This window comes from Streptomyces sp. rh34, assembly GCF_002551245.1.
Classification (GTDB): domain Bacteria; phylum Actinomycetota; class Actinomycetes; order Streptomycetales; family Streptomycetaceae; genus Streptomyces.
Window position 1 is genome coordinate 1 of the sequence record NZ_NTGZ01000084.1, and the last position, 22396, is coordinate 22396.

Annotated in this window: 24 protein-coding genes and 2 pseudogenes; 10 read left to right on the forward strand and 16 right to left on the reverse strand. The window is 68.6% G+C overall.

What is annotated here, in order from left to right:
• The coding region (locus CR470_RS17485) for a helix-turn-helix domain-containing protein (protein ID WP_257138741.1) at positions 1-577 on the reverse strand (577 nt) is incomplete at its 3' end.
• 140 nt (positions 578-717) lie between these two features.
• On the opposite strand from CR470_RS17485, the gene CR470_RS17490 reads away from it, so the two are divergent.
• From CR470_RS17490 to CR470_RS17500, 3 genes are read left to right on the forward strand one after another with little or no spacing between them, the layout of a single operon-like run.
• On the forward strand, positions 718-1227 hold the full coding sequence (locus CR470_RS17490) for a hypothetical protein (protein WP_257138743.1): 510 nt from the start codon (positions 718-720) through the stop codon (positions 1225-1227).
• A 2-nt stretch (positions 1228-1229) separates the two neighbouring features.
• Positions 1230-3938 (forward strand): DEAD/DEAH box helicase, encoded by a 2709-nt coding sequence (locus CR470_RS17495; RefSeq protein ID WP_097868528.1) that lies wholly within the window; start codon positions 1230-1232, stop codon positions 3936-3938.
• Positions 3935-4249, forward strand: a complete 315-nt coding sequence (locus CR470_RS17500) for a hypothetical protein (protein ID WP_097868529.1) — start codon at positions 3935-3937, stop codon at positions 4247-4249. The genes CR470_RS17495 and CR470_RS17500 overlap by 4 nt, the downstream gene beginning before the upstream one ends.
• 160 nt (positions 4250-4409) lie before the next feature.
• Here CR470_RS17500 and CR470_RS17505 read toward each other — a convergent pair whose 3' ends face one another.
• The 5 genes from CR470_RS17505 to CR470_RS17525 form a co-directional block, all read right to left on the reverse strand.
• A complete protein-coding gene (locus CR470_RS17505) occupies positions 4410-4769 on the reverse strand; it encodes a DUF6233 domain-containing protein (protein ID WP_097868530.1) in 360 nt (119 codons plus the stop codon).
• Between the two features lie 30 nt (positions 4770-4799).
• Positions 4800-5039: a hypothetical protein gene (locus tag CR470_RS17510; RefSeq protein ID WP_097868531.1), complete on the reverse strand. Its 240-nt coding sequence runs from the start codon at positions 5037-5039 to the stop codon at positions 4800-4802.
• A 7-nt stretch (positions 5040-5046) separates the two neighbouring features.
• Positions 5047-5604 (reverse strand): hypothetical protein, encoded by a 558-nt coding sequence (locus CR470_RS17515; RefSeq protein WP_143663822.1) that lies wholly within the window; start codon positions 5602-5604, stop codon positions 5047-5049.
• 67 nt (positions 5605-5671) lie between these two features.
• The gene (locus tag CR470_RS17520; protein WP_257138745.1) at positions 5672-6112 is read right to left on the reverse strand and encodes a hypothetical protein; all 441 of its coding nucleotides are present in this window, start codon (positions 6110-6112) and stop codon (positions 5672-5674) included.
• A 54-nt stretch (positions 6113-6166) separates the two neighbouring features.
• Positions 6167-6838: a hypothetical protein gene (locus tag CR470_RS17525; RefSeq protein ID WP_257138746.1), complete on the reverse strand. Its 672-nt coding sequence runs from the start codon at positions 6836-6838 to the stop codon at positions 6167-6169.
• Positions 6839-7343: 505 nt separating this feature from the next.
• Here CR470_RS17525 and CR470_RS17530 point away from each other — a divergent pair.
• Positions 7344-7613: a hypothetical protein gene (locus tag CR470_RS17530; protein WP_097868534.1), complete on the forward strand. Its 270-nt coding sequence runs from the start codon at positions 7344-7346 to the stop codon at positions 7611-7613.
• A 129-nt stretch (positions 7614-7742) separates the two neighbouring features.
• Here the strand turns inward: CR470_RS17530 and CR470_RS39565 are convergent, their stop codons facing one another.
• From CR470_RS39565 to CR470_RS39570, 4 genes are all read right to left on the reverse strand, one after another.
• Complete coding sequence (locus CR470_RS39565) at positions 7743-7913, reverse strand: hypothetical protein (RefSeq protein WP_179892287.1); 171 nt, start codon at positions 7911-7913, stop codon at positions 7743-7745.
• A gap of 411 nt (positions 7914-8324) precedes the next feature.
• On the reverse strand, positions 8325-9593 hold the full coding sequence (locus tag CR470_RS17535) for an AlbA family DNA-binding domain-containing protein (RefSeq protein WP_179892288.1): 1269 nt from the start codon (positions 9591-9593) through the stop codon (positions 8325-8327).
• Positions 9594-9744: 151 nt separating this feature from the next.
• Positions 9745-9924 (reverse strand): hypothetical protein, encoded by a 180-nt coding sequence (locus tag CR470_RS17540; protein WP_097868535.1) that lies wholly within the window; start codon positions 9922-9924, stop codon positions 9745-9747.
• A 61-nt stretch (positions 9925-9985) separates the two neighbouring features.
• The gene (locus CR470_RS39570) at positions 9986-10279 is read right to left on the reverse strand and encodes a hypothetical protein (RefSeq protein WP_179892286.1); all 294 of its coding nucleotides are present in this window, start codon (positions 10277-10279) and stop codon (positions 9986-9988) included.
• 219 nt (positions 10280-10498) lie between these two features.
• Here CR470_RS39570 and CR470_RS41325 point away from each other — a divergent pair, with 219 nt between their 5' ends.
• Positions 10499-10744 carry a hypothetical protein gene (locus CR470_RS41325; RefSeq protein WP_373561420.1) on the forward strand — a complete coding sequence of 82 codons (246 nt, stop codon included), beginning with the start codon at positions 10499-10501 and terminating at the stop codon, positions 10742-10744.
• A 229-nt stretch (positions 10745-10973) separates the two neighbouring features.
• Positions 10974-11132: a hypothetical protein gene (locus tag CR470_RS39575; RefSeq protein ID WP_179892289.1), complete on the forward strand. Its 159-nt coding sequence runs from the start codon at positions 10974-10976 to the stop codon at positions 11130-11132.
• A gap of 181 nt (positions 11133-11313) precedes the next feature.
• On the opposite strand, the gene CR470_RS17555 is transcribed toward CR470_RS39575, so the two are convergent.
• Positions 11314-12216, reverse strand: coding sequence for a DUF3626 domain-containing protein (locus CR470_RS17555; protein ID WP_097868555.1), 903 nt, complete (start codon positions 12214-12216; stop codon positions 11314-11316).
• 976 nt (positions 12217-13192) lie between these two features.
• Between CR470_RS17555 and CR470_RS17560 the strand changes: the two are divergent.
• Positions 13193-14325: pseudogene (locus CR470_RS17560) on the forward strand (IS630 family transposase).
• Positions 14326-14363: 38 nt separating this feature from the next.
• Here the strand turns inward: CR470_RS17560 and CR470_RS17565 are convergent.
• From CR470_RS17565 to CR470_RS17580, 4 genes and pseudogenes are all read right to left on the reverse strand, one after another.
• The gene (locus CR470_RS17565) at positions 14364-14882 is read right to left on the reverse strand and encodes a helix-turn-helix domain-containing protein (protein ID WP_257138750.1); all 519 of its coding nucleotides are present in this window, start codon (positions 14880-14882) and stop codon (positions 14364-14366) included.
• Positions 14883-15124: 242 nt separating this feature from the next.
• Complete coding sequence (locus CR470_RS17570; RefSeq protein ID WP_097868536.1) at positions 15125-16231, reverse strand: ParB/RepB/Spo0J family partition protein; 1107 nt, start codon at positions 16229-16231, stop codon at positions 15125-15127.
• Positions 16231-16965 (reverse strand): ParA family protein, encoded by a 735-nt coding sequence (locus tag CR470_RS17575; RefSeq protein ID WP_097868537.1) that lies wholly within the window; start codon positions 16963-16965, stop codon positions 16231-16233. The genes CR470_RS17570 and CR470_RS17575 overlap by 1 nt, the downstream gene beginning before the upstream one ends.
• Positions 16966-17306: 341 nt before the next feature.
• Positions 17307-17958, reverse strand: a pseudogene (locus CR470_RS17580) (AfsR family transcriptional regulator); the annotation flags it as partial.
• 840 nt (positions 17959-18798) lie between these two features.
• On the opposite strand from CR470_RS17580, the gene CR470_RS17585 reads away from it, so the two are divergent.
• The 3 genes from CR470_RS17585 (at position 18799) to CR470_RS17595 (ending at position 21192) form a co-directional block, all read left to right on the forward strand.
• Positions 18799-19983: a threonine synthase gene (locus CR470_RS17585; protein WP_097868538.1), complete on the forward strand. Its 1185-nt coding sequence runs from the start codon at positions 18799-18801 to the stop codon at positions 19981-19983.
• Positions 19980-20687, forward strand: a complete 708-nt coding sequence (locus tag CR470_RS17590) for a helix-turn-helix transcriptional regulator (RefSeq protein WP_257138749.1) — start codon at positions 19980-19982, stop codon at positions 20685-20687. Before CR470_RS17585 ends, CR470_RS17590 begins: the two co-directional genes overlap by 4 nt.
• A gap of 142 nt (positions 20688-20829) precedes the next feature.
• Entirely contained in the window at positions 20830-21192 is a 363-nt protein-coding gene (locus CR470_RS17595; protein ID WP_097868539.1) for a hypothetical protein, read from the forward strand.
• A gap of 359 nt (positions 21193-21551) precedes the next feature.
• Here CR470_RS17595 and CR470_RS17600 read toward each other — a convergent pair whose 3' ends face one another.
• A complete protein-coding gene (locus CR470_RS17600) occupies positions 21552-22301 on the reverse strand; it encodes a hypothetical protein (protein WP_143663823.1) in 750 nt (249 codons plus the stop codon).
• Positions 22302-22396 lie beyond the last annotated feature (95 nt).

The window sequence follows — 22396 nt, forward strand, 5'->3', positions numbered from 1 at the left end:
AGAGATGTGTATAAGAGACAGCGGCCGGGGCGGGCGCGGTGACGGCCGGGGCCGCAGCCGGCGGAGTGGTGGTGGCGGGCTGGCACAGGGCGCCGGAGTGGAGCGGGCGGCCGTCGGTGGACTGGTAGGTCGTCTCCACACCGCACCGGACGCACGGGCCCGGGTCGCCCTCGATCGCGCGGCCATCCGGCCCGCGCAGGGTCTCCAGGCCGGTGAACGCCGCAGGCACCGCCGGGGCGGCGGGCGTCTGGGCGGCGGTCTGCTCCGGGGCGGGGCCGCCCGGCGCGTCAGCGAACAGTGCCGCAACCGGGTCCCCGTGGGCGGCGGTGGGGGGCGGGTAGATGTCCGCGAGGCCCTTCAGGATCCGCAGGTACGGGTAGCGGGCGGGCGGGGTGGGGTCGGAGACGCCAGTCTCCCAGTTCGCGATCGTCTGCCTGCCGACGCCGACCGTGGCCGCGATGTGAGCACGGGAGAAGCCGGCCGCCTCCCGGAGCCGGAACCGCTCCTCGGGGGGTGGCATCGCCGCTGCGAGACGGGCCTCTTCGAGTAGTGCTTCCACGCTGTTCTCTTGACTCATATCGCCACTGTACAACATTTAGGCGTTACATGGTGCTACATTTGGCATTGATTAGACGACTCGTGACATTAGGGAGCGCAGCGGTGATCTGGACCTCGGAGGACGTGGCACGTGATCAGGTACGCCGACAGGCGGCAGGCATGACCGTGCAACAGGTGGCCCAGGCCGTGGACACGGCGGTGGTGCGCGTGCGCGAGACCCGCCAGAAACTGCGCTCCCCGGTGCGGGTGCCCCGTGGGGAGCTCGTCCCGGACCCGGAGAAGCTGGCCGGCCGGTGGGCGGCCCTGCTCACCGAGTGGCAGCGGATCGCTGCCCATCTCGCCGCATCCGGTGCCGGCGTCTACGACGGCGACCAGGACGAGACGGGCAGCGCCTGGGCACGGGAGCGGGAGGAACGGCGCACCACAGCGCTGCGGGATCATGCCGCGTGGACGGAGCAGCGGCGTGAGGAGCGGGACGGGCTACGGGCCGAACTCTGGCTGAGCGCGGCTGCCGGGCGGCGGATCCGTGCGGCGGCGGCGCGGGCCGGGCTGACCCCGCACGAGGTACTGGCCCAGCTCGCCGAGCGGGTGGCCGTCGATGATGACGGGGCGGTGTCCGTCGCCCCGTTCACCCCGGGCCGGACCGCCGGGCTGAGTGAGGAGCGATGAGCATGCAGGGGATCACGCTGCGACCGCACCAGGTCGAGGCCGTGGACGCGATCGTGCGCGGCCTGTCCCTGCCCGTGGACGGGACGCTGCCCGTTGGCGGGCTGCGCAGTCAGGTCCACATGGCCACCGGCACCGGCAAGACCATCACCGCGGCCATGGCCGCGCTCAAGCTGTGCCCGACCGGAGTGATCGGCGTCCTGGTCCCGACCCTGGACCTGCTGACACAGACGATCGAGGCATGGCGCCGGGCCGGACACCAGGGCCCGGCCGTCGCCGTGTGCTCCCTCGGGGCCGACCCGCTGCTGGAAGCCCTCGGGGTGCGGTGCACGACCAACCCAACCCAACTCGCACTCTGGGCCGCGTCCGGGCCGGTGCTGGTGTTCGCGACGTACGCCTCACTCACCCCGCAGGGCCTGGCCGACGACCAGGACGACACCCCGGACACCGCCGCCCCCGGCGTCCTGGAACAGGCGCTGCGCGGCTCCTACGGGCAACGCATGTCCCCCTTCGACCTGCTGGTAGTCGACGAGGCACACCGCTCGTCCGGCAGCGCCTCGAAGGCCTGGGCGTCCGTACACGATCAGGCCCGGATCCCGGCCCAGCGGCGCCTGTACATGACCGCCACCCCACGCCTGTGGGAAGCGGGCCCCCGCGCGACGGACGAGGTCGACGGGGACGCCTCCGGCGCGGGCGACGTCCCGCAGAGCAGTGGTGAGGCGCTGGGCGGACGGCTGGTGGCGTCGATGGACGACGTCGAGCTGTACGGGCCGGTCCTCCACGAGACCGGCCTCATGGAGAGCGTCGAGCGGGGCATCCTCGCCCGGTTCGAGGTTGACGTCCTGGAGATCCGCGACCCCGCACCGCTCACCGACGACGCGTCACTGGAGGAGCGGCGGGGCCGGCGGCTCGCCGCCCTCCAGGCCGCGCTCCTCAAGCACGCCGACGAGACCGGCGTCCGCTCGTACATGACGTTCCACTCGCGCACCCTGGACGCGATGAGCTTCGCCCGTGCGATGCCGGAGACCGCCGCCCGCCTCCACCACACCGACCCCGCCGCCTACCCGGCCCGGGTCGGCTCGGAGTGGCTCTCGGGCGAGCACCCCGCCCCCCACCGGCGCGACGTCCTCGCCCGGTACGCGGACGGGCTGGACGCGGAGGGGTGGGTGTGCGAGCTGTCATTCCTGGCCTCCTGCCGGGTCCTCGGCGAAGGCGTCGACATCCGCGGCAAGCGCGGAGTGCAGGCGGTCGTCTTCGCAGACACCCGCAGTTCCCCGGTCGAGGTCGTGCAGATCATCGGGCGGGCCCTGCGCCAGGAGCCCGGCGACGGCAAGGTCTCCCGGATCATCGTCCCGGTCTTCCTGGAGCCCGGCGAGGACCCCGGCGACATGATGGCGTCCTCCAGCTACCGAGGACTCGTCGCGGTCCTCCAGGGCCTGCGCGCACACGACGACCGGGTCATCGAGCGCATGGCACTGCCGACCACGACCGCGCGCGGACAGATCACCTCCGTGCTCGCCCTCGACCCCCAGGAAGCCGCAGCCGACAAGGACGACGAGCAGCACCAGGTCCAGGACGAGGGCCAGGTCGAGGACGAGGGCCAGGAGGACGTCCCCGACGAGAGCCCGGTGGCCGGCCCCGGCGACGACGACCAGGACAACGCCGACACCGACGAGCACCAGGACGACGAGGAGGATGAGGGCCAGGGCGACGAGGAGACCGGCGCGGCACCGGGCACCGGAGTGCCGCTGCTGCGGTTCTCCCTCCTCCGCGACCCTGAGAGCATCGCCCTGTTCCTGCGCACGCGCGTCCTGCGGCCCGACAGCGAGGTCTGGCTCACCGGGTACAACGCCCTGCGCTCCTGGGTCCGCGAGCACGGGCACGCGCAGGTCCCCAGCGAGACCACCATCGAGCTGGGCGACGACGGCGCCACGTACGGGCTGGGCAGCTGGGTCACCGAGCAGCGCCGCGCGTTCCGTGCCGGGACCCTCAAGCCGTGGCGCACCGACCTGCTCAACGAACTGGGCATGGTCTGGTCGGTCGGCGACGCGGCGTTCTGGAAGAACCTCACCGCCGCCCGCGCCTATATGGCCGCGCACGGCAGCCTCGCCTGCCCCAGGGGCGCGGTGATGGACGGGGTCGCGGTGGGGCAGTGGGTCGCCAATCTCCGCAAGCCCGGCGGACTGGGCAGCGACCCGGTACGGGCCGACGAACGGTGCCGGGCACTGGAAGCGATCGACCCGGACTGGAACCCGGACTGGCCCGTCGAATGGCAGCGCCACTACGCCGCCGCCCGCACCCTCCTCGCCGAGGAGCAGGGCCCGGCCGATGTCCTGCCCGGCGTCACCGTGAACGGCATCGACGTCGGCACCTGGATCGCCAAGCAGACCGACCCCGCCGTCTGGGACACCCTTCTGCCCGAACAGTCCGAGCGCCTGACCGCGCTCGGCCTCACACCCCGGCCCGCAGCACCGGCCCCCGGGAAGAGCGCCGCCGGGGCGTTCGAGCGGGGAATCGCTGCTCTCACCCAGTACGCGGCGCGGGAGGGGCGGGTCGTCGTGCCAAGGGCGCACGTCGAGGAGACACCCCACGGAGCGGTCCGGCTGGGCACCTGGATCAGCAACACCCGCACCCGGCGGGCAAAGCTGAGCGACCAGCAGCGCGAGCAGCTCGCCGCGCTCGGCATCGACTGGGCCCAGGAAGCCACCGCATGAACATCGAGGAGCGGATCGCAGCGATTCTGTCGGACCCGGAGGTACAACAAATCGGGACACTGATCCAGGACGAGGAATCCCGGAGCGGGCGGGAACTCCGCGACAAACTCCAGGCATTCCAGGACCGGTACGAGATCGCCGTACGCACGGGCGACATCGCCGCCCTCACCCAGGTGTGCACGGGCAAGCACGGCCGATGGGGACGGATCTGCACACAGCGCGCCGGCCACGAGACCCACGCCCCGCACTGGGGCATCACCCCGGACGGCGAGCCGGTCGCCTGGATCGGCAGCGCACCCGACGACGACTGATCCCCAAGCCACCCGGGGGCCCTGGGCCTGGTGCCGGTGGCAAGGGCCGCCACCGGCACCAGGGGTCCGAGCCGTACTCCAGGAGACCCGGACCTGTCCCGCACACCCATACGGCGCGGTCTGCCCCGACCCTATCCAGCCCGCCGGGCGCGGCGGGGGGTCACGGTTTGTTGAGCACGTTGTCCGGGCGGCACACCCCGCAGGCCTGGACCCCGTCGGCCAGCTCGGCACGGGCACGCTCCGCACTGACCGGCCGGAGCGCCTTGCCCCCGGCGAAGCAGTCGCCCCGGTGGACCTGAACGACGGGCGCCCCGATACCGACAGACGAGATACCCCAGTCAGGCGTCGGCGCGCGGCGCGGCCCGGCGGACCGGGCAGCAGCCGCCGGGGGTTGGGGTACGCGCCGGGGCTGCGCCGGCCGTTCGACAGCCGCGATCTGCTCACGCACCCGGTCCAGAGAGAGGACCAGCCACGTTTCCAGCGTGCGGAGACGCTCCAGGTCAGGCGGCAGATCGCCCATGACCGATCAGCCCCTTCTCAGGCAGCGGGCTCACGCCGCGTCCGTACGCCGGTCCCCGCCGGTCAGCCGCCGCAGCTCCACCCGCGCCGCAGGCGTCCAGCCGGCCGGAGTCGACCAGAACGGATGCCACTCGATGCGGACCGACAGGGCCAGCAGGCGGCGGCGCAGGTCGGTGGCACGGCGCGGACGCGGCACGGCCAGTGCGCGGTAGGTGTCGTGCCACTCCTGCTGGGCGCGGATCAGGTCGTCGGGGAAGGGGAAGCGGTCCATCCCCCCATTAGAACCCTTGTTCGAACTCCGATGCCACTCCAGACCCCCCGGCCCCGGCCGGTACCCACGCGACACCGTCCGGGCGGGCGGCGTGGTCCAGGACGGCGCACAGCCGGGCCAGGCCGTGAACGATCGCTCCGCCCGGGTCCCGCGCGATCAGCCGCACGGCCCCGGTGACGGCGGAGGCGACGGCCAGGAGGCGCGCCTGCTGGTCCGGGGCGAGCCAGCCCGCCTCCGGCAGCACCACGGGAACAGCGGTCAGGGTGCTGATCGTTCCGGCGCCGACACCGCCGGTGCCGTCGATGGCCCGGCCGTCCGGGGCCATGTGGTCGCACTCCTCCGGATCCAGACCGCTCATCGCCGTCTCGATCGCGGCGGGCAGCTCCCCGGCGAGCCAGACACCGACCGGACCAGGGGTCGGCGGGGCCGGCAGTGAACGGACCCACGCCGCCGCCCGGCGGCCGGCGGCCGCGGCTTCGGCCAAAGCCTCGGGCTCCCCCTCCCACGTCTCGTAGGGCACGTCGTCAGGAGGCCCGGCAGGGGCAGGCAGGAGTGAGAGCGTCATGCCCCTCTAACCGCCCCGGCCCCGCACCGTCACGGTGCGGGCCGCGGCAAAGACCGTTCGGTCAGGGTCACTTCAGCGTGACGCACGCCTTCGTCGACAGCCCCTTGAACTGAACGCAGAGCTTCGTGCCGGACGGGTACTTCGGACCGGTGTGCCCGTCCCGGCCCCAACTGGTCTCAACAAAGCTGCCCACCCGGGACGCGCGCTTCCAGCCGCCGCCGGTCTTCCACGTACCGCCGGGCTTCTTGACGAGCCAGCGGGCCGTGCCGGACCGGACGCCCTCACGGGAGGCGTACACCCAGCCCACCCCACGGGCCGAGGAGCCGCGCTTGTGCCAGTGGTGGACCACGGCCCCCGGACGGCACCCGGAGCCCTCCCCCGCGCAGTCACGGACGCGGGTGTCGACGTAGGTGCGCACGGCCGTGGTCGCGGACGTCGCGGCGGGGGCGGCGGCCACCGGGGCCAGGACGGCGGCCAGAGCGGCGGTGGTGATCATGCGTCGGTTCATGATCCACTCAACCGGAACGGTGGTTCCCCGTCACGGGCGGCAGCAACGAATCACTCAGTCGAGGTCCGCGCTGGCAAGGGCGACCGCGAGCGAGAAATGCGGCACGGCCGCCAGACAGAGCTCGGCCGCCGTGCTCGGATCGGACATAGCCGCGGTGTGCGCCTCGCTCAGGGTCAGCAGCCCGGTCACCACCACCGCGTCGACCGCCGCGTCCAGGATCTCGTCGACCGCGAGCTCGCCGCCGGCCGCGAGCTCGCGCACGAGGGCGACGGCCCGCTCCGGATCGCCCACCCAGCGGTCGGCAACCTCGTCGCCCGCGCTCGCCACGTCCAGCCGGGCGCCCTGATCCGTCGTCGGCAGCGGAACCGGGCCCCGGCCCGGTGCGGTCCGGTGAACGGCCCGGTGCGCTTCGGCCAGCGCGCACCGGGCCGCGTACGTCCGCCGGGCCGTCGCCTCCTCCCGGGCCACGGCATCCGGCCACCTGGTCGCGTCCTCGGTCACGGCCAGGTCCAGCAGCAGCGGGGCGGACATGCCGACCCGGACGCACGACAGCACGGACGTCTCCACCGCCTCCTGCTCCGGCGGGGCGGCGGCGACCGGCCCGTACACCTTCCCCGCCGCTTCCGCGCACGCACCGATCAGATCGGTCAGGGCGGCGATCAGCCGGGCGTGACGGCGGCGGCGGGCAGGCAGCGAGGGTGCCGGGGCGTGCGGTGTCGTGGTCACCACCGCACTATCCCCCGATGCCACGGCACAGCGGACGCCTTTCGGCCCACATCCCTCCGAGTACAGCTCACCCACCTGGGATCGAGAACACGCTGTGCTTGCCATGTGCTGGCCCTTCTCGGGTGGCGGACCATTCCGATGACGTCGGCGGTCGGCGGGATGGCCGTCCTGAAGGGGTTTCAGAATCCGGCCCCCGACCGAGGCGCTTGCGCCCAACCGGCCCGCCGCCGAGTGCCCCAGATTCGGTCATGCATCTGTTGTTCTGGCTGAATCGGGTGCATCGTTGCTCGTGCGGGATCCCCGTTTCCCGCACCCGTCGGGCCCTGCCCACGCTGCGATGCCAGCAGGGCCCGCCGCCCCTCCCGGCCCTCCCCACGGGAGGGGGATCCGCCAGAAGCCGCAGGCCCCCTCGCCACTCCGGCACCCACCAGGCCCGGTTCCGCCCAGTTCAGGCGGACCCTGCGAAACCGCGGCGGAGCACGGGGCCGGCTGGCAGCCTGAACGGATGACCGGGAACACCAGGTGGGTCTACGGGACCGACCACGACGACCCTGCCCCCTACGCCTTCGACCCGGACCACACCTACGTCGAGCTCGTCGGCGGACCACTCGACGGGCAGCTCCTCGACGTCACCGCCCTCACCGCCGAAGAGCGCGCGGACGGTGCGCTGCTGATCGCGCCCCGCAGCGCGTACGGGCCCGGCGGCCGAGCCGACTACGAGCCCCGCCCCGGCTGCACCACCCGGTGGGACTGGAGCGGCGACGTCCCCTGGTGAACGAGGGGCTCCGGCCCGAGGCCGACAGCATGGTCTTCGGTCCCGGCCGACGTCGCCCGTACGTCATCGACCCTCGCCGTACGTCTCCGGAATGACGTACCCCGACGACGACCAGGAGCACGGGCACGGTCAGGAGGACGTCCTGTCAGCTCGCCGCGATCCCTCCTCCTTGGGAATCTCCGGCATGGCCAGCTCCGCGAACGCTGCGTTGAGGGTGGCGTGCGTGTTCCCGCTGAGGTGGCGCGAGACGACAGCGTCCAACTGCTGCCGAAGTCCCGAGCGGTACCTGCTGCTGACCATCAGCCGATGATCCCAGAACTCCGCCGGGCAGTCAGTAGTTTGCAGCGTCCAGGACGGCTGTCGAGTCAGGCTCGCAGTGCTGGGCGGAGGGCCGAGCGGTGCTGGTCATGGCGCGATGGGCGCCTCAGATGCGGGGCGCCAGGACCTGCCCCGGCAGCGGCCCGGGGCAGGCGGTCTTTCTCTGCGCCAGCTTCACTGCGGCCTGGGCAAGTGCGCGCGCTGCGAGTGCCTCGGGAGAAGCCATGGCCTGGACTGTAGCCACGAACCGGCTCCCGCAAGAAGGAGACCGCGGGTCCCGTCCCCACCCTCTCCTTGTCGACCGCACCCCACCTATCACCGCCGACGCCATCGCTCGCACCGGCTTCTGGGACGAACGAATTGGTAACAGCAGGCCCGCGGGGAGCAGCTCAGCTACGCCGACCCGTCACGCTCTGGAGGGCGGATCATCAGAACGTTCGACACACCGCCTTGGTTCACGCAGTCCTGCGCCAGGTCGTGCACCTGCCAGAAAAAGTCCGGGTCAGAAGCAACTGCATTCACAGTCGTCTCGACAGGCGTATACCGATGCAGAGGGGTCGACACCTCGTCGTAAACGAAGCCCATGGTGTCCCGGGTCAGAATTGTCAGCGGCCCTTCGCCAGCCCACTCGACTCCGACACGCACGTCGTACTCGCCGGCACCGGTCAGGTCCGCAGTCGCTCGGACCAACGCCATCATGTCCGCGATCGAGCACTCGATGGCAGAGGACTCGACGTGCCGGCCCTCGAAGAACTCCCCGCCCTCAGCGCCCGAAGCAGCACGCCGGTGTCCGCCCACAGCGGCCGCCAGGGTGACCGATCCGTCGTGGTGGATGGTGGCCCACGCCTCCTTCCACCAGGAGTAGGCGGCCGCTGCCGTGTTCACCAGGACCCACCGGCGCAGGCCAGGGCGAGGGTTGAGCCGGTCCACGCTCTCCAGGGGGTGAACACCACCCCGCCCCGCGTACATCAAGGCAAGGCTCTCTGCCTTGGACATCACCTTCTGCGCCTGGTCGCGCGTCAGCCTCTCGCGAACGAGAGGGAGCCGCGGGTGGGCAACCGCGATCAGCCACGCCCGCTTGCGGCTGTCGCGCCCGGCGGCGGCTTCGGTGAACAGCGAGTCCAGGGCCTCGGTCGCATGGCGGCGCTCGTCGAAGCGAGCGCGGTACATGGCCTCGATCTGGCGTTCCTTCATCCATACCGTGTCGGCGTCGTTGCGGACGGGAGCGCCAAAATAGTCGTGCCGATAGATCAGGTGCGGACCGTCGACGCTAGCCGGGATCTCCACCACCACGGCCCTGTTCCCTGCCTCGCCCACACGGTGCACACCGAGCCCGAACACTGGCGGAGAGATCGCAGTGATCGCGGCGCTTCGCAGTGCCCGCTCGTGACCCTCATCGAACTCGCCGACATCGACGCGGCTAGTCGCCGCCTTCTGCGTCTCTTGTACGCCGTAAACGATCACACCGCCGCCGCTGTTCGCCATGGCCGCGACATCCTTCGGGAAGTCTGTCTGCGGCAGACCTTTGGCGGGCGGCAGCTCGGACTTCCAGTCCAAGTCGCTGTGTTCCGTCACGCCAGCTGTTACGGCGGCGTCCAGGATGTCACCGGTCAGCGGCCCAGGCGCAAGCCCGAGTATGCGGTGAAGTGGCGTGAAAGGCATGGCGCAAGCTTAGGGAAGCCCTCTGTGCCCTGTCCTCCTGAAGCTGCCACGAAGTGACCAGTAGCTCCAGGACGGCAGCGCCGCTGGCCGGGATCCGCCCGACCGGGGGCCGAATGCGCAGCGGCCGCTCTCGCCCCCCGGAGCGTCCGGGCTACGCGAGCGGGGCATTGGCGCCGGTGAGGTCTTCGACCACACCGGGGTCGAGCTCCGCAGCACAACCCCGCAGACGCTTCTGCTGCGCGGGGGTCAGGCCGAGCTCGTCGTCGAAGGCGAGGCGTTCAAGGGCGGCGGCGACGTAGCCGGGCGCGGCTGCTGCCAGCGCCCGGCGCATGGGCCGACCACGTCTGCCGCGGGCAGGCTGGCGGAGTAGTGTGCGCGGCGATGCCATATGTCTAGGCCGCGCGCGTGTTGATTCGCTCCAGCGCAGCCTGCATATTGGCGTCACCCTGGTCGGCACGCAGGTCGAGGTCCACTTGGTCGCGGCCGTTGGCGGCAGCAGTCACCGGTCGGAGACCAGACGCAGTCGGCCGCTCGGGGGCAGTCTCCTGTACCACCTCAGCGGCCGGGGCGTCCTTGGGCCTGCGTCGCAGCTTCTCCTTGAATCGGCGTGCCCCGTCCTTGAGGTACGGGGTGGCAACCTCCACGACGCCATTGAACTCGCCGTGGGCCACCGCATCCGAGATCACGGCGACGTTGACGTCCTGCTACTGCGCCGCGACCAGCTTGCCGTGCAACAGGCTCTACCGGACTGGAAGTTGTCGGCTGCCGATCCACCGGGGAGCCTGCGCCCATGGGTATCTGGCGAGGCTCCTTCTGAGAGCGTTCATGACATCTGGTGCCAGCCAGGGTCGGGCGAACCCTGGCGCATCCAGATCATGCTCGACGAAGCCCATAACCAGGAGTGGGTGTCACGCCGTGATCCGCGAGTACGTCGTCCGATCGACGCGCTCGGCCTGATCTCCGCCGACGGTATCCCCTACCTCGCACCGGAGGTGCAACTCTTCTACAAGGCCAAGAAGCCGCGACCCAAGGACGAAGCAGCCCTCGACGCGGCCCTGCCCACGCTCACTGACGACCAGCGACACTGGCTCGTCCGTGCCATCACCCAGGCTTACGAACCACATCCATGGGCCGACCGGCTGCTGCGGTAATCCCAGCAACACGATTGGCGACACGCCCGGGATCCCTGATGGGCCCAACTCGCTGGCGTCTCCTCAGTGACCTGACCGGGCGCGCAGGCGGGCTCTCAGCCACACACCGCAAGTTCGGTTAAGCCTGCGTTCGCTGCCCGGTCCTGATCGTCGCCCTGGACAAGGAGCCCCGCATGGAAGAGATCCGCGACAACCTCAAAGACAGGATCGCCGAAGCCGAACGCGAAGGATGGATCGGCGAGGTCGAGGGCTGTCCACCAGCCTCGCTGCCGCCGAAGACAAGATCGCCCAGGTCGAAGCCCAGCAGGAGAAGAAGCAGTCCCCTGTCTTCCTGGGCCTGCCCAGCCTCTCCCAGCTCACCGCCCGCACAGGCGAGGCCACCGAGTAGCCGCTACTGAAGCTTCGGATGCATGCCTTCCCCAACGACGCCCCCGCGGATCCCCACGACGCCGCAGGGCGGAAGGCGTTAACGGTTCTACGATCGCGCGGTGTTCGTCGCGACTATCTTTGTCGCCCTGTCAGGGTGCTCACAGCCCGGAACAACCCACAGTCCCTTCACCACCAGCCCCTCAACGAAGGTCATTGAGTACGGTCCCCGCCATCAGTGCCGGAGTCACCGATCTGTCAGTGGCCCTTTTAGGGACCCCGAATCGCGCCAGGTAGTGCCACACCTTCTTGATCGCCTGGGGGTCATAGAGGCCGGCGCGTGCAGCGTCTCCGACGATCCGAGGATCAAGAATGCCGTCGACCGCGATCTGCGTTCCCAAGTCGACGTATTCCTGACCGCGGTAGCCGGGGTGACGTCGGAGTTCTTCAACCCCGAGTCGGAAGCCGGGGTGCCACTCCATCGGACAGCCAAGGACCAAAGCCGCGGCCTCAACCGTCGTGCCTTGGTAGCAAGGGTCCAGGACCAGCGCCTCCACATGGCATTGCATCTGAACCGACCCGTGCACTTGCGCCTCGATGTAGTCGTCAAGCTCGTCCTGACGATCAGCGAGGGCAAGCTCCATGAGCCCCATGCGGGCTGCGACACCGAAATCCGAGGGTTCGAGGAAACTATCCGGGTAGCAGAACGTGGTTCGCGTCAGCGTCTGGGCCGTCAGCCGGAAGTGGGCCGAGCCGAACCGCGGGGCACCTCCAACTGGCTTGCGGCGGAAGTTCAACGCCCCGTAAACGGGTCGCTCATGAGCGATGGCTTCGTCGTATGCCCCGTCGAAGATCCGGCTCTCCCAGCGCCACCGGTCGCCGCCTGGATGCGCGGTCAAGCCGCCGTTGCTGGTCCCAGTAACGAACTGCGAGTGGTAGACGCCGCCCTCGGCCATGGCATCCAGGATCGGCTTGCCGTGCAGCAGACGGTCCGGGTGGAAGTTGAGGGTCACCCGCAATGTCGGGTCCATCGGAGGGCCGGATGCCAGTTCCGCAACATGCCGAAGGGCCCGTTCCTGCGCTGTCTGGGAGGCTGCAGAGCTCATCAGCACAGTGTTCCCCACCCTGATCAACCGGTGCACGCGGTTTGTCCACCGGCAGACTGTTCCGGCGTAACGAAATCCTCCAGGAGGTGGGGGTCCTTCCCGCCGTAGATGAGAAGAGGTACCCACTTATGTGGACGGCGTTGGTTGAGGAGTGGCCGCAAGCAGCCCCTGTCGATCATCTGAGGACCGCGTTGCGGCGGCGATGCGAGTACGAGGTGTTTACAACGCTCGACGCCACCGCCCGCGAAGCTTCGTACCTGGGGGAGCCGCTTCTGCGGATTACGCCTCATCTTGATGACGACGCGTGTGGACATCGGGCCCCGCACGCGGCCTATTCCTTGTCGTACGGGATCCCGGTGCTGTGCCGACTACCTGCATCCCGTTGTTCGCAGGACTCGACGGACGAGGCTCAGCTGCACCGCTCTTGTGCCCACTGCCTTGCTGATCTTGGCGTCCAAGGTGGGCCTCGTCCGGGGCACCTTCCTTTGGCATGGCAGGACCTCACTCCCCCGCAGACCCTTCGTGCCGCTGCGGTACCTCCTGAGGAGCTTTTGAGGTCTGGGAACCTCGCCAAGCAGTGGAGGTCAGCTCCACCCGAGCCGTACAGGTGGGAGCGATTGGCTGACGATGTCCTCCAGTGGGAGGAGGAGCACCCAGCTCCAGCATTGAGCGCGACGAACGAACTGTCCTTGGCTGGGGTGCAGCGGCAGGTTGCGCTGTCCCGGCTTGCTTTCGCGGACAGCGAGGTGCGGCGTCTGCTCCGGAAGACTGCTGCTGGCGGTGTAGGGCCTTCGCGGCTTGAGGCGTTGTCGGGCGTGAGCCGACGAACGATCCCAGGGTGGCTGCGCGCTGAGCAGTAGAAGACTGCCCAACGTATGGATGCAGGCGACTAGTGCCGCATCAGGCAACGTTCGCCCCGTCGTGATGTGTCGCCCGGATGCTGTGCCGGGCGGCGCTGGACCGTCAGAATGATCACGTGGGTGAACGCGTGCAGGTCCGTGAGATCGATGACGACGAGGGCAGCGGCTGCTACGGATCGTTCGACGGGGCACCGGGTCGGTGGTGACCTGGCGGCGAGCCCAGATGGTGCTGCTGTCCGCCCAGCGCATGCCCGTGGCGAAGATCGCTGAGGTCACGTTCACCAGCGCGGACCGGGTCCGCGACATGATCCACAACTTTAACGCCGACGGCTTCGACTCGCTCTACCCGAAGTACAAGGGCGGGCGGCCGAGGACGTTCACGCTGCCCGAGCGCCGGGAAATCAAGAAGATCGCCAAGTCCAAGCCGGTCGAGCACGGCCTGCCGTTCTCGACCTGGAGCCTGGCCAAGCTGGCCGACTTCCTGGTCACCGAGGGGGTGGTCGACGACATCAGCCACGAGGGCCTACGGGTCCTGCTCCGCGAGGAAGGCGTCTCCTTTCAACGCGTGAAGACCTGGAAGACCTCCCGCGACCCTGAGTACGCGGCCAAGAAGGCCCGCGTCGAACACCTCTACGCGATCGCCGATGGCGAGGTCATACCCGAGGAGGGCGAGCCCGAAGTCGTTTTCTGCATGGACGAGTTCGGACCGCTCAACCTCCAGCCTCACCCCGGCCGGCAGTGGGCCGAACGCGGTGGCAAGGGCAAGGACCCTGACCGTGAGCCCCGGCCCCGGCGGCGCGCGACCTACACCCGACCGCACGGGGTCCGTCACCTGTTCGCCGCCTACGACCTCGCCAAGGACCAGCTCTACGGCCACATCAAGAAGACCAAGAACCGCTCCAAGTTCCTGGAGTTCTGCCGCTACCTGCGCTCGCTACACCCGGCTGATGTGCGCATTGCGATCGTCTGCGACAACTACTCGCCTCACCTGACGACGAAGCGGTGCCAGCGAGTCGCAACCTGGGCCGCGGCGAACAACGTGGAGATCGCCTACACGCCGACAAACAGCTCCTGGCTCAACCGGATCGAGGCCCAGTTCACCGCCCTGCGTTACTTCGCCCTCGACGGCACCGATCATCCCAGCCACAAGGCCCAGGGCAGCATGATCCGCCGCTACATCATCTGGCGGAACAAGCATGCCGCCGACGAGCGCCTACGCGGAGTCGTCACCAGGGCGAACGTCGCTTGACACAGCGCCAACTCCACATGTGCGCCGCTACCTGTCAGCTACTGCGTACCGTCGTCGTCGAATCCGGCGATGACGCTGACGTCCGCTTCGGGCATGTCCAGGATCCCGGCGATCAGGCGGGCCTGCAGCAAGTTCGGATTGTGTCCGCGGCGGAGCATGTGGATGGTGGACATCGACAGTCCGGCGGCCCTAGCCATGTCCCTGACCGGAATCCCGCGCTGGTCCATCAACCCGGTGAGCATCCGTCCGAACGGATGGGGCTCCGACCGCCCGGCAGGGGCAACGGCCGGGCCGATGACAACGTCACCGATCTTGGCCTGGAAGCGTACGAGCTGGTCGCCCGTGAACCCGACTTTCGCGACGAGCGGCAGGCTCTCGCCGTTGTCGGAGGCGACCGTTCCCGGGATCGACACCTCGGTGAACCTCACGACGGGATCGCAGCGGTGATCCCCGGTCTCTACAGGATGTCCCGGCTGGACGCGGTCGACTTTCCAGTCGCGGTTCCACCACGGAAGGTCCTGCAGCGTCTGGTTGAAGAAGGGCGGCAGGACGGTCATGTCCACCGGGTCCGGAGGATTCTTCTGACCTCCCCATATGACACCGGGCCAGTACCTCAGTGCCGCGATCACGTCCGCCGTCAGCGCGCGGTTGGCAGTCTCCACGGCCACCCTCTTCCAGTCGACGGAGCAGTCTCCCACGACGGGGCGAACGTTGCCTGATGCGGCACTAGGGACGCCGGGAGCCCTTACCTTCCTCTCCTCGCTCCGCAGCAGAGAGAAGGCAAGGGCTCCTACGGCAACTACACGTCTTCGAGAAGGCCTGCGGCAACCTGCTGGAGGATGGCTGCGAGCGAGGTGCGGGCCTCGGCAGCCAGGTTCCCTCTCATGTCCGCGATGACGGCATCGATCCCGCTGCTGCGCTGGAAGTAGCGGAGGATGAAAGCGCTGCGCTGCTGGGCGTCGAGGTGGTCGAACGCGGCGTTCATGAGGGCTTCGCCGTCTCGCCACGGCAAGGCGGCGGCCTCGGCGTGGGGAGCCGTAGTGGTCCGTGGCTCCGGCACGGCAACGACAGGTGTCTCCGTCTTTGCGGCCGCCACTCCCCCGCTGGATACCGACGTCTCGATGCCGGGGTTCAAAACCGGGTTTTGAACAGCCGGACTTGCCTGGGTGGTCTGGCGCCTTCGGGGAGCCTTTGGTTCCTTTGCCTTGCGGATCTCCTCTGCCGCGATGGCCTTCTGCTGTTCCGGGTCTTGGATCTTCGCGATCCTCTCGGCGGTCTTCACCTTGATCTGTTTGGTGTCGACGGCGTCCCGGAGCTCGGGGTCAAGGTCGAGGAGCGACAGGCGGTTGGAGACGTACATCTGCGATTTGCCGATGCGCTCTGCGACTTTCTCCTGCGACCCGTGACGCTCAACCATCCGCTGCAGGAACACTGCCTCCTTGTAGGGGGGAATGTTCTTGCGGTGGATGTTCTCGATGATGACGGCCTCGTCGACCTTGTCATCGTCCTGGTTGCCGAGGCGGTCGCGGACCCTGATCTCGAACTTGGTCCAGCCGAGCTGCTTGGCAGCGTGGAAGCGGCGGTTGCCGAGGACGACGACCCACTGCGCGTCACCGAGCTGCTGCCCGTGTTCCGGCTTGACTGCCAGAAAGGCCTCGCGGGACATGGCGACGGCCGGCTGCAGCTGACCGACTGCCTTCATGGAGTCCTTGAGTTCACGGAAGGCAGCGTCTTCGTCCGTGTAGTCGGCCTCGGTGCGGGGGTTCTCGGGGTTGCCGGTGATCGTGTGCATGTGGACGGTGGTGGGTGGCACGTCCGGCTTGGTCTCGTCTGCGACGGTAGTGCGCTTGCTGCCAGGCTTGCCGGGGCCGTCGAGCAGGTCTGCCCAGGGCTTCTTCGTGGCCATCAGCGCGTCCCCTTCTTGCCTGCGCCGAGCTCGAGAGCGAGCTGGTAGAAGTCTTCGCGGGCTTCCATGGCTACCCGGTTCTTCTTGTACTGCGTGACGACCGTGCCTTCGAGCGCTGCCCGGGTGTGGACCTTGTAGTGGCGCACGACCGTGTTGGCGAGGTTCCACTGCTGGGCCCGGATGAAGTCCTTGGTCTGTTCCAGGTCGGCTTCGCCGTCCCGAGGGTCCCAGTTGTTGATGACAACGAGGTAGGGGATGCCGAGCGGCTTCACCACTTCCTCAATGGTGTCGCGGGTCGGCATGAAGCCCAGCGGCTCGGGCTCGACGGGGACGATGATGTCGTCTGCGTTGGCCAGCACGGCGCGCATCGCGTCGGCTGCGGTGCTCTTGCCGAACGGGTCGCCGGCCTCTTGCTTCTCGTCTTCGGGAAGGTCCATCCACCCAGGGGTGTCGATGAAAGCGTGCTTGACCTTGCGGGACTTCTTCAGCTGGGCGAAGAGTTCAAGGTCGTCCCTGGAGTTGATCTGCTCGAAGGAGAAGGGCAGCTCACTACCCACGCGTTCCGACCACCAGGTAGTGGATCCCTGCGGGTCTGCTGAGACTGCGGCAACGTAGTGAGGGGCGCCTTCGGGGGACTCGCCCAGCACGTGGGCTGTGATGGCGGCCGTGTTCACGGTAAGCGTCGACTTCCCGACGCCACCCTTCCGGTTAATGAGCGCGGTGATCCGTGCCATGCGTGTACTCCTGATGCTCCGTATGCTTCCCAGCCACCCGGCTGGTACTAGCGGACCGAGACAGGATGCCACGTATCGCCCTGAGAGGTGGGTGTCGGCGTGCCGCTTCAAAACCCGGTTTTGAGAAAACTCGCGGGTCTTATGTGTCGGCTGGATCTTCAAAACCGGGTTTTGGAAGGCCCCCCAGGGCTACAGAGGACGGCTCCTCGCCGGCGAGCAACCTGGGCCCAAGAACGCAGAACGGCCCGGCTCCCCCGTCAACACAGGAACGCATCCCCTCCCGCCCACACCTCGACCTCTGGGCCGATCCTCATGCGCGTCGGTGCGCAGGACACGGTCTAAGCCGCACTCCTGGCGTAGAGCCAGGCAAGGTTATGCAGCCGGTAGCTTCCAGGCTCCAGTGGGATGCAAATCCCAGCGCTTGCCAGTTCCTCGAGGACCTTTTCCGCCTCAGCGGCGCTGCTACCGAGCAAGGCCCCCACCTTCTGCACGGAGATCACCGGGGTAGAGCGTGCTCCAAGCACTCTGAAGACCCGGGCCTGAACGGGCGTGAGTTGCCGGTAGCTCATGTCGAGCGTGGCCCTGACTGCCAAGTCTCCAGCCTGCAACTCGTCCAACCGCTGCCGCTCGTCGGCGAGCTTGGCGGCCAGTGCAGAGATGGTCCAGTTTCGGCGGGCGGCGAGTCGCGAGTCGGGAGCCAGCGATACGAATGGCAAGCGGCAGAAAGCCGCAGGCGGCGAGCACGTCGAGGGCGGCTTCGAGCTCGGCTTGGACGCGTTCCGCCCCGACGATCCTCGTGAAGAGCTGGAAGGCATCTTCCGAGGACATCACGTCCAGGTCCACCAGATGCGCCCCGGCCAGGTCCACCATCCGCACCCTCGTCACCAGCGCCGCGCACCCCGGCGTACCGGGCAGCAGCGGGCGGATCTGGGCGGCGTCGTGGGCGTTGTCCAGCAGGACCAGGATGCGGCGGCCGTCCAGCGTCGAGCGATAGCGCGGCCCGCTCGCGAGCTTCGTCCAGGGGAGCAGCAGGCCGTCCTTCGTGGCCCGGGGAACGATGTGCCAGTGGAGGTGTTCTTCGCGATGGGGCTGTCTCACGAGACGCGCGAGAAGGCTTCGCCGGCGTCACTGAATCGAGTGAGTTCGCGGCCGGCGGATTGGCGGTCCTCGGCGAGTGGGCCGACCAGTCGACCGCCCGTGGGAGCTGGAGGGGCAGGGTCGGTCTGTACGGCAGTGACAAGAGGACGTCGATGGAGCCGAACGGGTGCTGATGACATGGGTACGGGGGCGGCTTGTCGAAGCGGAGTCAGGCGGTCCGAGGCGACCTAGAGCGACCGATATGGCGTTCGCCGATCCGCCATCCTCGAAGGGCCGTGTGATCTTGCCGGACGGGCAGGAGTTCTCTGGGAGAGCGGCTGTGGCGTGAGGTCGCTCTGCTCGTCTTCGTGCAGCTAAGCGCCGGTTTCGTTGAAGTTGGCAGGCGCTACAGGTGAGGTGGTAGCGCGGATTGCCGACAACGGTGGCTTCGGCGATCTGCTTCAAGTCCTCGGGCTGCGCATTGACGCTGCTGGCCGAGCTGCCGGTGGCCGATTCCGAACGGGAGTCCCGCAGTCAGCGCAGTCGGAGCTGCTCACCGTCCCAGCCTGGACTGCTCTGCTGGGCCTCGTCGGCTTCGGTCGGCTCACGGTCGGCGCAGTGCGTCGCATCCGCGAATAGTTAGACTCTCTGTTCACATCTGGATAGGACGTCTAACATGGAAGGGAAGGGTGCCTGCTGGGCCGCGAGACCCAGCGACACGACAGCACGTCGAGCGAGTAGAAGCCGGAACCGCCCATGAACGCCGCACAGCACTCAGCCGTCGCCCTCCCGGACCTGTACGACCGGTCCGGAAAGCGCTACTCCCTGGACGATCCCCGCTGGCGGGGCGAGGACGGCAGTCCCCTCGCCGTCAGTGCACTGCCGGGCCTGCGTCCCGAGCAGATCGACACCGCCGAACGGTCCCTGTGGCGCTACCACGCGGCCCTGCCCGTCCCGGCCGTCCGCCGGGTGAGCCTGGGGGAAGGGTGTACGCCGATGGTCCCGGTCGACTGGGCCGGCCGGCGCGTCCACTTCAAGCTGGAGTGGTTCAACCCGACCTCCAGCTTCAAGGACCGGGGCGTATCGGTGATGATGTCCCACCTCGCGGCGCACGGCGCCGAGCGCGTACTGGAGGACAGTTCGGGCAACGGCGGTTCCGCGGTGGCCGCCTACGCCGCCGCTGCCGGGATCCGCGCCAAGATCATCGTTCCCGCCGCTACCTCGGCGGCCAAGATCCTCCAGGCCCGCGCCTACGGAGCCGAGATCGAGCTCGTGGGCGGCACCCGCGACGAGGTCTCGGACGAGGCGATCCGGCAGTCGGAGCAGATCCCCTACGCCAGCCACAACTGGCACCCCATGTTCATCCAGGGCACCAAGACCATCGCCTACGAAATGTGGGAGTCGCTCGGCTTCACCGCGCCCGACAACGTAGTCCTCGTGGCCGGGGCCGGCAGCAACATCATCGGGTGCGACCTTGCGTTCGGTGAACTGCTCGACGCCGGACAGATCGACAGGCGCCCGCGCCTGTTCGTCGGGCAGCCCGAGCACTGGGCGACCATCGCCGACACGTTCAACGGCATCGACCCGGTCGGCCGCGGCGAGCGGGTGCCGACGATCGCCGAGGGCGCGTCCATCGCCCACCCGGTCCGGCTGCCCGAGGCGGTGGAGGCCGTCCGCCGCTCCGACGGCGCCGCCTACGCCGTCCCCGAGGCGGAGATTCACGCCGCGGTCCGCGCCCTGAGCGCGCGCGGCTTGTACGCCGAGCCGACCAGCAGCGTCGCCGCGGCGACCCTCGATCACTTCATCGCGACCGGGGAGATCGCTCCGGACGAGACGACCGTGGTCGTGCTCACCGGTGCGGGGCTGAAGTCCGCCGAGAAGATGGCCGCGGTGTTCGCCGGACCCGGTGACGACGCCCAGGAATCGAGCAGCACGCGATGACCCACTCCACCGGCCGACCGGATGACGAACGTACCGACCAGCCCGCCGTACCAGAAGACGAGCGCTTCGTACCGGAAGACGAGCACCTCGTGCGTGAAGCCGAGCGCATCGCTGTCGCCGTCGGCCGCATGTTTCCAGGTCTGTGCGAGGTCGTCCTGCACGATCTGCGCCGCCCCGACAACGCCATCCGCACCATCGAGAACAACCTGTCCGGACGGCAGGTCGGCGACTCCGCCACCGAACTGGGCCTGCGCCGCATCGCGGACCCTGACTATCCCAGCGTCATCCAGAACTACAGCAACCAGTTCCCCGACGGGCGCCCGGCCAAGAGCACCTCGATCGGCATCCAGAACGCCGAGGGACGGTACGTCGCGGCCCTGTGCCTGAACCTGGACGTCAGCACGCTGTCCCCGCTGGCCCTGACCCTCGCCAACCTCGTCGCCCCCGATGCCGAACACCAAGGCGAGACCCTGGAGACGCTGCGCGACCGCACCGGACGCGAACTCCGCTCGGCCATCGACTCCTTCGCGGCGCAGCGCTCCAGCACACCGCGCGGCCTCAACCGTGACCAGAAACGCGAGCTGGTACGTCGGCTGCACAGCGAGGGCTTCTTCGAGACCCGGAGCTCCGCACAACTCATCGCCGACCAACTCGGCGTCTCCCGGGCGACCGTCTACAACTACACGAAGCAGCCAGACCGATGAACGCCCTTGCAACCGGCCGCGACATGCCCCATGCCCCAGGAGGCGCATCCATGACCAACTCCCCGACCCACCGGACGACCGCCGCCGGCAGCATCCGCCTGGCCAACAGCACCGCTCCGAAGCTGAGAAGGTCGGTGCCTCCATGGCCTGGTACTTCGCCCGGCCCGGACTTCAGTACGCCTCCATGGATGATCTCCGCCGAGGAGTCCCCACAGAGGAGAGCAAGGCGGAACTTGAGGCACTGGCCGACCTTCGCGACGACTACCGCGCGGCCTGCCTTTCTGCCTTTCTTACCTGTGAAAACCCGGAGACACGCCAGGATCTTTCCCTCGACCTCAGCCTCGATGCGACGGTCTACCCCGCCGATCTTCAGGACAGCCACGAGCAGGCGAGGCGCATCATCCTGGCGGACCCCGAGCGGTATCGCTTGCTGCTGGAACGCTGCACGCACGCGTCATCGCCCATGGAGAACCAACAAGATCGACCGCCTGGTCCGCACGCTTGACAACGATGATTGGGAATCAGTCACAAACGATCAGTTATAGGGCCATTCGAATGAACCAACTCCCCTCCGCAGGGGGCGAAAACGCCTGTGCGGCCAACAGGCGGCCTCTCAGCCTGTGTCGCATCCCATCACTCCGGCACTGCGGAGATCGTCCGCGCAAGGCGCGGCCCAGCGCTTCGCTTTTCGGGTGTAAAGACACGTTCGCGCAGTATGCCCCCTTGGGATTGTGCTGTGTCATCGAAGGCTGTGCGACGTCACCGAAGGTTGATGACCGGCAGTTTCGTCTCACCGAGGTTTCAGTGGCCTGGGGTGCCAGCGCCCGTTCCGGCAAAGGAGCCTGCGTTTCGCTGGACCTGCGCTCAGTGTGTGGCGGACCAATCGGCGCTGACCTGGTCCGCTACGGAGAAGCCTGATTCGCAGTCCGGGCACGTCGCATCGCCGAAGACGTAGGTCAGCGCGTTGGCGACTTCCGGGTGACCGTCAGTGAGTGCCATGTCGTGGAGCCGTCGGCCGATGCCGTCCATGTCTGCGGAATTCGCGGGATGCAGGGGCGTCGTCTCGACGTCATCCTCCGACAGTGCGTAGTCGCCGCTCGTGGAGAAGAATCCGCGCTCCCCGATGACAATGAACAGGTTGGCTTGGCAGCTAGGGCAGGAGACTTCGTACTCCTCGTTCACAAGGCCCGAGGCCAGGTCTTCGCTCCAGCTCACGACGCCTTCGAAGCTCAGCATGGCTTCCAGGAGGTAGGCGTACTCGGTGCGATCGGACGCCGTCCGGCGGTGTTGGTTCACTACCGCCAGCAGGGTCTCGATCTCCGCAACGTGCTGCGCGCGGACGTCGCCGGCCTCGTGCGGCTGGTCGGATCCCGCCATGATCGCGCCCGCCAGATTCAGGGCACTGACCGCCTGCTCTCGGTCATCGCTGCCGGCTACGTCGGCTAGCCATGGCAAGGCCGCGAAGCTGGCCGAGTAGACACTGCCTTGATGGCACAGCGCCGACCACAGATCGTTCCAATGCTCGGCATTCGGCTCCGACGCGATCCGGCCCAGCAGTGCCGGGATGTTTTCCGCGGAGCCGTAAGCATGGCTGAGTTGCGACCAATCCGTCATGCGGGGATCCAATCAGGTGGGTGAATCGACGCGCCAAGCGCGCCCTCCTTTACCGCAGTCGGGTGGTCGACCTCGAGGCGTGAAGCTTCACCCAC

Coding starts and splice junctions, on each gene's coding strand:
- CR470_RS17490 (WP_257138743.1), top strand. CDS start 718: ATGACCGTGCAACAGGTGGCCCAGGCCGTGGACACGGCGGTGGTGCGC.
- CR470_RS17495 (WP_097868528.1), top strand. CDS start 1,230: ATGCAGGGGATCACGCTGCGACCGCACCAGGTCGAGGCCGTGGACGCG.
- CR470_RS17500 (WP_097868529.1), top strand. CDS start 3,935: ATGAACATCGAGGAGCGGATCGCAGCGATTCTGTCGGACCCGGAGGTA.
- CR470_RS17505 (WP_097868530.1), bottom strand. CDS start 4,769: ATGGGCGATCTGCCGCCTGACCTGGAGCGTCTCCGCACGCTGGAAACG.
- CR470_RS17510 (WP_097868531.1), bottom strand. CDS start 5,039: ATGGACCGCTTCCCCTTCCCCGACGACCTGATCCGCGCCCAGCAGGAG.
- CR470_RS17515 (WP_143663822.1), bottom strand. CDS start 5,604: ATGACGCTCTCACTCCTGCCTGCCCCTGCCGGGCCTCCTGACGACGTG.
- CR470_RS17520 (WP_257138745.1), bottom strand. CDS start 6,112: ATGAACCGACGCATGATCACCACCGCCGCTCTGGCCGCCGTCCTGGCC.
- CR470_RS17530 (WP_097868534.1), top strand. CDS start 7,344: ATGACCGGGAACACCAGGTGGGTCTACGGGACCGACCACGACGACCCT.
- CR470_RS39565 (WP_179892287.1), bottom strand. CDS start 7,913: ATGGTCAGCAGCAGGTACCGCTCGGGACTTCGGCAGCAGTTGGACGCT.
- CR470_RS17535 (WP_179892288.1), bottom strand. CDS start 9,593: ATGCCTTTCACGCCACTTCACCGCATACTCGGGCTTGCGCCTGGGCCG.
- CR470_RS17540 (WP_097868535.1), bottom strand. CDS start 9,924: ATGCGCCGGGCGCTGGCAGCAGCCGCGCCCGGCTACGTCGCCGCCGCC.
- CR470_RS39575 (WP_179892289.1), top strand. CDS start 10,974: ATGGATCGGCGAGGTCGAGGGCTGTCCACCAGCCTCGCTGCCGCCGAA.
- CR470_RS17555 (WP_097868555.1), bottom strand. CDS start 12,216: ATGAGCTCTGCAGCCTCCCAGACAGCGCAGGAACGGGCCCTTCGGCAT.
- CR470_RS17565 (WP_257138750.1), bottom strand. CDS start 14,882: ATGACCGTCCTGCCGCCCTTCTTCAACCAGACGCTGCAGGACCTTCCG.
- CR470_RS17570 (WP_097868536.1), bottom strand. CDS start 16,231: ATGGCCACGAAGAAGCCCTGGGCAGACCTGCTCGACGGCCCCGGCAAG.
- CR470_RS17575 (WP_097868537.1), bottom strand. CDS start 16,965: ATGGCACGGATCACCGCGCTCATTAACCGGAAGGGTGGCGTCGGGAAG.
- CR470_RS17585 (WP_097868538.1), top strand. CDS start 18,799: ATGAACGCCGCACAGCACTCAGCCGTCGCCCTCCCGGACCTGTACGAC.
- CR470_RS17590 (WP_257138749.1), top strand. CDS start 19,980: ATGACCCACTCCACCGGCCGACCGGATGACGAACGTACCGACCAGCCC.
- CR470_RS17595 (WP_097868539.1), top strand. CDS start 20,830: ATGGCCTGGTACTTCGCCCGGCCCGGACTTCAGTACGCCTCCATGGAT.
- CR470_RS17600 (WP_143663823.1), bottom strand. CDS start 22,301: ATGACGGATTGGTCGCAACTCAGCCATGCTTACGGCTCCGCGGAAAAC.